This is a genomic window from Pseudomonas sp. (genome assembly GCF_026224925.1).
Lineage (GTDB): Bacteria > Pseudomonadota > Gammaproteobacteria > Pseudomonadales > Pseudomonadaceae > Aquipseudomonas.
The window spans coordinates 1-4,363 of sequence record NZ_JAMFRV010000749.1; the positions used below are offsets into that span (position 1 = coordinate 1).

Here is a 4,363-nt window from a genome sequence, read left to right on the forward strand (position 1 = left end):
ATGGGCCTGGACCTCGAAACGAATCTCCAGGACCATCGCTAGGTGCTCATTCAGATTGAGCTTGCCCAGTCCGCTCTCCAACCCTTCGTCGCGGACTAGAATGGACGGCGCGTCGTAGCTCACCTGGATCGCCACCTGCTGGGCCAGGCCATTGATACAGGCACCGGAGAGAATATTGGTGACATCGAGCATCAGCTCTTCCTGCTGGGCCGGGCCGCCTCCTTCGTAGCCCATCAACTCGGCCAGTTCGTCGGCGCCCATGGCGCCGAAGCAAACGAACACCTCTCCACGCAATTCACCCAGGAAGGACTGGCGTGTGACGATCAGGAAGGTGCCGCGCAGATGTTCCGGAATCGTCAGGTTGTCCTGCTCGCGGATCAAAGGATGAATGAAGGGTACCGAGAGCGTCACGATGGTATCGGTCAGCCTGGCCAAACGTTCAGCGGCCTGCCCCATGGCAATGTTCATCAGTTCTTGTAGTGCATCACGCTGGTCTTCGTTGAGCGCGGCCAAGGTTCCCATCACAGCACTCCTATGAGGTGCAAGGCATCGAGCACAGCTTCAGCGGTTACCGGTTTGGCCACGAATGCAGCGGCGCCAAGCTCGAACACTCGCTGTCTGGCCAGCGGTTGAATGTCTGCGCTGATCACGACGACCACCACATTGGCATCTTCACGCTTTAGGGCTTCGAGAGTCTGGAAGCCATCCATGACCGGCATGGTCAGGTCGAGGAACAGCAGTTCCACAAGGCCGGCATGATACGCCGTCATCACCTCGGCCCCGTTACAGGCCTGGCTGACATCTTCGGTCAATGATGCTGGTAATGAACGCAAGACCAGCTTGCGGGACATAGATGAGTCATCGGCAATTAGTACTTTCATGGCACATTCCACCTGTCTGAAACCTCCTGCGGGCTGTGTTCAGTTCGCAGAAACAACGATTCATCGGTACTGCTCGCCACTCTCTCACCATTTATAGCAAAGAGCCATTGTGCAATCTGATACTCAGCTAGGGATTTGCGAAGCGTTTAGCAAGTGCCAGACCAACCGTGCCGCCAGCTTCATGAACACGTTCATTCCTTGTTGTTAAACAATTGTTTAGGTTCAGGAGAACCCAGTGACAGTCGCTGGTCGTTATCTTGCAAGCATTCGTGGGACGTCCCACTGGTTACGGGGAATGGTCAGTACATGTCAGGCGCAACGATACCGTCGAGAGTTGTAACGCGTTTAGCGCCGGGGCGAGCCTGCAGATCATTGGCATTCGTTGCAGCGGTGCTGTTGGGTGGTTGCTCGTTGGTGCCTTCTTATAGCCAACCCAATGTACCAATAGCTCCCGCCTGGGATGATGCGCACGCCGCGACGGCAGCAGCGGGTGGACCTTGGTGGGAAGAGTTTCACAGCGAGGAACTCAATGGGCTGGTAGCCAAAGGGCTGACGGCCAATTACACGCTCAAGGCTGCGGTCAGCCGGATCGACGAAGCGCAAGCGTTGGCGCAGGTGACGGGCGCCGCGCAATACCCGTTGCTTTCGCTGGGCGGTAACTTTCAGCGTGAGAACAATTACGGCACCACGGAAAAACGCAGTGTGTTTGCCGACGCCACCTACGAGGTCGATTTCTGGGGCAAGCAACGCGCCGCGGCAGACTCTTCCAGCGCATTGGCCAATGCCTCTGTTTTTGATGCCCAGACGTTGCGCATGACCCTCGGTGCAACCATCGCCACCACCTATTTTCAAGTGCTGTCGCTGGATGATCGGCTGCGGTTGGCCCAATCAATCGCTGACGATGCTCAACAGGTGTTGGACCTGGTGAACATCCAGGCTTCCCAAGGGGCAGTGTCGAATCTGGAAGTGGAGCAGCAGCGCAATGCGTTGCAAACCTTCCAGGCCGCGATGCCGCCGCTGCGTCAACAGCGCGACATGGCGCTGTATCAACTTGCGGTGTTGGTCGGCGTTCCACCTCAAGGATTTAAGGTCAACCAAGTCGGCCTGAACGATCTCGCAGTGCCCAATCCGAGCGCCGGTTTACCCGTTGGCTTATTGCGCCAGCGTCCGGATATTCAAGCCGCAGAAGCGCGTCTGAAATCAGCCAACTTCGATGTCGGCGTAGCGCGAGCAGCATTTCTACCGAACCTGTCGCTGGACCTTCAAGGCGGGATCGACACCCTTACTGGCAGCAACATCTGGAGCATGATCGGGACACTGGGTCAGCCAATATTTGCCGGCGGGCAGCTCAAGGGCCAGTTGCACCTGGATCAGGCGCACGTCCAAGAGCTGACCTCCAGCTATCGCGAGTCAGTGCTTGAGGCCTTGCAGGATGTGCAGACGCAATTGAGCGCAGCGCACCAGCTCGAACAAACCTACACGCTGAATCAGGCGGCAGTTACCTCCGCCCGCGAAGCCGCGCGACTGGCACAGGTTCGCTACCGGCTGGGCTCAACCGACTTCCAGACCTTACTGATTGTCGAGCGTACCCAGTACCAGGCCGAAGACACCCTGCTGCAAGTGCGACTGCAACACCTGCAAGCCGCTGTCGGTCTGTTCCGCGCATTGGGCGGTGATTTTAGCCCCGCCAGTGTTGCCAGCAACGCCATGCCATCCCATTCTTCTTCTGCTCAGGCCTCTCGCCCATGACTTCGGTGCAACCTGTTTCTTCTCGTCGTCGTTTTCGACTGTTTGCACTGGTCATCGCAGTGATCGTCGCGGTACTGGTTCGTCAGTTCTGGCCAGTCCGGGCTCAATCTGCGCTGAGCGTGGCCGCTGATGCGGCGGTTCCGGTCACCCTGCAGCAAGTGCAACAGCAAGACTTACCGATTTGGCTCGACGCCATTGGCAATGTGCAGGCACTTAACACGGTGAATGTACGGGTGCGTGTCGACGGAGAACTGCAAAAGGTACTGTTTACCGAAGGCCAGATGGTTAATGCCGGTGCTCAGTTGGCGCAGATCGATCCACGGGTTTATCAGGCGCAAGTGGCACAGGCTCAGGCGATGGTTGCCAAAGACCAGGCACAGCTCGCCAATTTGCGCGTCAACTTGGATCGGGCCAGCAAATTGGCAGCGGCCAAGGCAGGCCCGACTCAGGACGTCGATACCTTCCGCGCACAATTGGCGGCCCAGCAAGCCACTGTTCAGGCTGACCAAGCGGCACTGGACAATGCTCGACTGCAACTCAGCTTCACTCAAATAACCGCGCCGTTGACGGGCCGCACCGGGCAGCGTTTATTGGACGTTGGCTCCATCGCCCATGGCGCCGAAGCCACTGGGCTGGTGACCATTACCCAGATGAATCCAATCTCCGTAGCGTTCTCGGTGAACCAGGATGATCTGGCTGAAATTCTTCAAGAAAATGCCCTTCAGCCGTTGCAGGTTGTCGCCATGAGCCGTGACGGCAAGCAGAAAATCGCCACCGGAAAACTCAGCTTCATCGACAGCCAAGTTTCCGCAGGTAGCGGCCAGATCCAGCTCAAGGCGCAATTCAATAACGACACGTCACAGCTATGGCCGGGTGAGCTGGTCAGCGCCCGGGTGTTACTGCACACCCAGCGCGATGCGACGATTGTTTCAGTGAATGCGATACAGCAAGGGCAGAAGGGTTCGTTTGTTTACGTGGTCAACGCCGACCAGCGGGTCGAACCACGTCTGGTCGATGTCGCTTCGGTGGTGGACGGGCAACAATGGATTCGCAAAGGTCTGGTACCGGGTGAAACCGTGGTGGTCCAGGGGCAGTCGAGAATTGCCTCAGGTACGCGGGTTTCTGCGGTCCAGACTGACGTAGCCAACACCCAGCCTTCCGTCAATGCGGAGGCCAGTCGATGAACGCCTTAGCCGGTTTGATTCACCGCCGCGTGGGCCTTTGCCTGTTGGCAATTGGCATCATGCTGCTCGGCGGTTTCGCCTATTTCCAGCTGCCCGTTGCACCGTTGCCCACGGTAGACTTTCCGACGATTCAAGTCACTGCGACGTTGTCTGGGGCCAGCGCCGACACCATGGCCTCCTCGGTGGCGACACCATTGGAGCGGGCTTTTTCGGCGGTGCCCCAAGTCACCTCAATGACCTCCACCAGTGCTGCGGGTAAAACCCAAATCGTCTTGCAGTTCGATTTGAACCGCGACATCGATGGTGCAGCGCAGGACGTGCAGACGGCGATCAACACGGCCAGCCCCAACTTACCGAAAACCATGACCAGTACGCCGACCTTCAGAAAGGTTAACCCCGCTGAGTTCACGGTACTGTCGTTGGCCCTGACTTCGCCCACCAAAACCCTGCACCAGTTGGACCTGTATGCTGATAACTACCTGGCTCAGCAGTTATCGCAGATGCCTGGGGTTGGATTGATCGATTTTAACTGTTAACAAAAGCCAGCTG

The 4,363-nt window shown here is 57.6% G+C and carries 5 protein-coding genes; 3 read left to right on the forward strand and 2 right to left on the reverse strand.

Annotated features, from left to right (window positions below):
- Together M0974_RS31130 and M0974_RS31135 are read right to left on the reverse strand one after the other, a co-directional pair.
- Positions 1-522 (reverse strand): chemotaxis protein CheC (locus tag M0974_RS31130; protein ID WP_297845864.1); only part of this gene is annotated, 522 nt, incomplete at its 3' end.
- Positions 522-881 carry a response regulator gene (locus tag M0974_RS31135; protein WP_297845866.1) on the reverse strand — a complete coding sequence of 120 codons (360 nt, stop codon included), beginning with the start codon at positions 879-881 and terminating at the stop codon, positions 522-524. The genes M0974_RS31130 and M0974_RS31135, both read right to left, overlap by 1 nt.
- Before the next feature lie 372 nt (positions 882-1,253).
- Between M0974_RS31135 and M0974_RS31140 the strand changes: the two genes are divergently transcribed.
- Genes M0974_RS31140 through M0974_RS31150 form a run of 3 tightly spaced genes read left to right on the forward strand, consistent with a single transcriptional unit; the run spans position 1,254 to position 4,350 of the window.
- Complete coding sequence (locus M0974_RS31140) at positions 1,254-2,630, forward strand: efflux transporter outer membrane subunit (protein WP_297845868.1); 1,377 nt, start codon at positions 1,254-1,256, stop codon at positions 2,628-2,630.
- Entirely contained in the window at positions 2,627-3,814 is a 1,188-nt protein-coding gene (locus M0974_RS31145; protein WP_297845870.1) for an efflux RND transporter periplasmic adaptor subunit, read from the forward strand. Before M0974_RS31140 ends, M0974_RS31145 begins: the two co-directional genes overlap by 4 nt.
- Entirely contained in the window at positions 3,811-4,350 is a 540-nt protein-coding gene (locus M0974_RS31150) for an efflux RND transporter permease subunit (protein WP_297845872.1), read from the forward strand. Before M0974_RS31145 ends, M0974_RS31150 begins: the two co-directional genes overlap by 4 nt.
- Positions 4,351-4,363 lie beyond the last annotated feature (13 nt).